The organism is Spirillospora sp. NPDC046719 (assembly GCF_040645715.1).
Classification (GTDB): Bacteria; Actinomycetota; Actinomycetes; order Streptosporangiales; family Streptosporangiaceae; genus Spirillospora.
In genome coordinates this window covers 1-3,410 of the sequence record NZ_JBEYYT010000693.1, presented here as the reverse complement: position 1 = coordinate 3,410, position 3,410 = coordinate 1, and the positions used below count along the sequence as shown (strand labels likewise).

3 protein-coding genes are annotated in these 3,410 nt (G+C 73.4%); all 3 read right to left on the bottom strand.

What is annotated here, in order from left to right:
- Positions 1–183: 183 nt before the first annotated feature.
- Complete coding sequence (locus tag ABZ914_RS48730; RefSeq protein WP_500201415.1) at positions 184–1,293, bottom strand: C40 family peptidase; 1,110 nt, start codon at positions 1,291–1,293, stop codon at positions 184–186.
- 141 nt (positions 1,294–1,434) lie between these two features.
- Positions 1,435–2,865: a maltokinase N-terminal cap-like domain-containing protein gene (locus ABZ914_RS48725; protein ID WP_500201414.1), complete on the bottom strand. Its 1,431-nt coding sequence runs from the start codon at positions 2,863–2,865 to the stop codon at positions 1,435–1,437.
- Between the two features lie 2 nt (positions 2,866–2,867).
- Positions 2,868–3,410, bottom strand: a 543-nt coding sequence (locus ABZ914_RS48720) for an alpha-glucosidase C-terminal domain-containing protein (RefSeq protein WP_500201413.1), incomplete at its 5' end; no start/stop codon positions are given.

Below are 3,410 nucleotides of genomic sequence, written 5' to 3'. Positions count from 1 at the left end.
TGCGGGTTCAACTCCCGCCACACCCCCAACCCCCCTGGGGCCGGCCCTACCACATGGGGCCGGCCCCCCCGGCCCCCGGCCCCCCGGGGGGGGCGCGCGGGCGGCGCCCGCCGCGGCGGAGAGTCGCCGGGGCGGTGCCGATCGTGGTGCCGGTCGTGGTGCCGTGTGCGGTGCCGCTGGGGATCAGCCGGGTACGTGTCCGGGCGCCTTCAACGCCCCGGAGTGCGCGAACGGTGTCCAGGACCGCCATCCGGAATCGGGCCGGGAGCCGTCCCCGGGGCGTCCGTGCGGTCGGTTCGCGTGGTTCGCGGTGTTCGAGTGGTCCGCGTGCGCGTGGTCCGCGTATTCCGCGTTCGCGTGGTGCGGGTGCTGCGCGGCGGGCCTGACGTGCCTCGGCCGCGGAGCCGGATCTCTGTCCGGTCTGCCAGGTCTGATGTGGTTCGACGTGTCGTCGCTTCGCGGTGCCTGGGCCGCGGGATGTGCGGGGGTGTTCGCCGAGGGGTTTCTCGGGTGGTGCGCTGGTCTGTCGGCGGATGGCGGAAGATGGGGGGTCCGCTGCTTATCTGGCGGCTTTCGCCGGGCCTCGCGATCCTGCGCCGCCATTCTGTCTATCTTGTCGACGAGCTCGCGGATGGACGGGGAAAATGTCTGTTTTGCCGGTGCGCCGGGCCGTACCGCCCCGGCGAACTCCCGTTTTCGGGCCGCGCCCATCGTGTCGATCCTCACCCGGGCGCCGGTATGCGGGGCGTGCAGGAAGCGGCCGTGGCCGACGTAGATGCCGACGTGACTTCGCCCGTGGAAGAACACGAGGTCGCCCGGTCTCAGGGCGCCCAGGCCCACCTTCCGCTCCACCGACCGGTACTGCGAGTAGGTGACGCGCGGGAGCCGTACCCCCGCCCTGCGCCAGGCGGCCATCGCCAGGCCCGAGCAGTCGTAGCTGGACGGCCCGGCCGCGCCCCACCGGTACGGCTTGCCGATCTGCCTTCGCGCGAACGCCAGCGCCTCCCTGGCGCCGCTGCGCTGCTCGGCGAGCCTGGTGCGGTACCGGTCGTAGGCCCTGACCTTGCTCAGCGTCCCGGCGTCCAGGTTGAGCCGCTTCAAGACGATCGGGTTGAGCTGTGCCCTTGCCGGGGCGCCCATCGGGACCGACAGCGCGAACCCGGCCGCGGTCGCGGTGACGGCGACGGCGATCGCCCGGTGCTTCCGGACCGCCGGCCCGGTACGGCGCGCGGCCCCGCCGGCGCGTGCGGTGCGGCCGGCGCCGTCCCGATGTGAGTGACGTGCGATGCACATTCGCGTGCTCTCCGTTTTCCCTCGTCGGTTGATCATCCCGCCGACAGTTCGGGTACCCGGTGGCCGCACTTGAATGGGGGAGAACCGGCCGATTTTGCGTGATCATGGAGGGGAATTGATGCCGGAATTCGGTGTCTTTGATCAAGCGGTCAGATGGGCCAGCGACTTCAGCGGGACCGGCAGCCACGCCGGCCGGTTCCGCGCCTCGTACCGCACCTCGTAGACCGCCTTCTCGAATTCGAAGGCGCGCAGCAGGACCGCGTGCGCGGCCGGGTCGGCGCCGCCGGCCGCCGCGTACCCCCGGCAGAACGCGGCCCGGTTGCGGGCCGCCCACGCGTGCGCCCGCGTCTCCAGGTGGCCGCCCGACTCCAGCGGCACCGTCCCGGACCGGGTGATGAGGAACCGCGCCGCGTACTCGAACGAGCGCAGCATCCCGGCGACGTCGCGCAGCGGGTGCGACAGGGCGCGGCGCTCGCTCTGCGTGCGCGCCGGCTCGCCCTCGAAGTCCAGCAGCGACCAGCCCGACTCCGACCGCAGCACCTGCCCGAGGTGGTAGTCGCCGTGCACCCGCTGCACCGGCAGCGGCTCCGCCTGCGCGGCCAGGTCGATGAAGGCGCCGGTCAGCGCCTTGGCGTGCGGGGCGAGGCCGGGCACGGCGCGGCACGTCCCGGTCAGCTCCTCGTTCATCCGCGCGGCCAGCGCGCGGACCTCGTCCGCCGGGACGACCGTCACGCCGAACGCGTCGGCGAGCGCGCGGTGCACGTCCGCCGTGGCGGCGCCGAGCCGTTCGGCCTCGGCGGCGAAGTCGCCGCCGGCGGCGCTGGCGTCCAGCTCCGCCCACTCGTCGTCCACCGGCGTCGTGTGCGCGAACCAGTCGCGGACGCTCGCGATCGCCAGGCTCCAGCCGTCCGCGCCGGTGCGCAGGTAGTCCGACAGCAGGCCGAGCGTGACGGGTTCGCCGCCGTCGGTGCCGTCGCCGCCGGGTGCCAGTTCGATCCAGCCGTGCACGGCGGGGACGTGCTCGCAGCCGGCGCGGGTCAGCGCGAGGTTGACCTCCAGGTCGAGGTTGACGCCCTCGCTGAGCCGGCGGAACAGCTTGCAGATGTACGCGTCGCCGAACAGCAGCGAGGTGTTGCTCTGCTCCGCCGTGATGGGCAGGCTCGTCAGGTCCGTCCGGATGCGGGCGCCGGGGACGTGCCGGAAGCGCAGCGGGCCGACCGACGCACCGGCGGCCAGGTGCTCCAGCAGCGTCCGGGTCAGGTCCGGGTCGTGCGCGGCGTCGTAGGTGTGCTGCCTGATGGCGGCGCCGCCGCCGGGCGGGCCGCCGATCCGCGCGTACCCGAGCCGTCCGGGCAGGTCCCGGCGGACGCCGAGCAGGAGCTGGTAGCGGTCGGTCGCGCCGTCCTGGCGGACGTCCAGGACGAGGTGGTACAGGCCGGGGTCGCCGGCCCGCAGCTCGGTCGCGATGCCGATCGACAGGTCCTCGATGGGGCTGTCCTTGCCGCCGAACCAGCGCTGCCGGGGCAGCCATTCCGCGAGGTCCCGCGTGAGGACGCTTTCAGGTGGCAGCACCTTCAACCGTCCTTCTCCGTGCCGCTTCCGGGTTCCCCGGCGGTGTCCGCCGGGCCGTCCCCGCCCGCCGGAGCCACGGGCGGGGCCGCGGGCGGGTCGGCGGGCGGGCCCGGGGGCAGGTCGTCGAGCGGATCGGCGGGCGCGGCGTCCGGGGGCATGAGCTGGAACCAGTAGAAGCCGTGGCCGGGGAGGGTGAGCAGGTAGGGCAGTTCACCGATGGCCGGGAACTGCACGCCGCCCATGCACTCCACGGGGGAGTACCCCTCGAACCGCCGCATGTCGAGCTCGACCGGCTGCGGGAAGCGCGACAGGTTAGCGACGCACAGCACGGTGTCCATCCCGCCCCAGCGGTCCTGGTCGGCCTCGTCGATCTCGCGGGTGAAGGCGAGGACGGAGGGGTTGGAGGCGGACAGTTCGACGTAGGTGCCGACGCCGAAGACGGGGTGGCGTTGCCGGATCTCGATCATCTTGCGGGTCCAGTGCAGGAGTGATCCGGGGTTGTTGACCTGGGCTTCGACGTTGACGGCCTGGTAGCCGTAGATGGG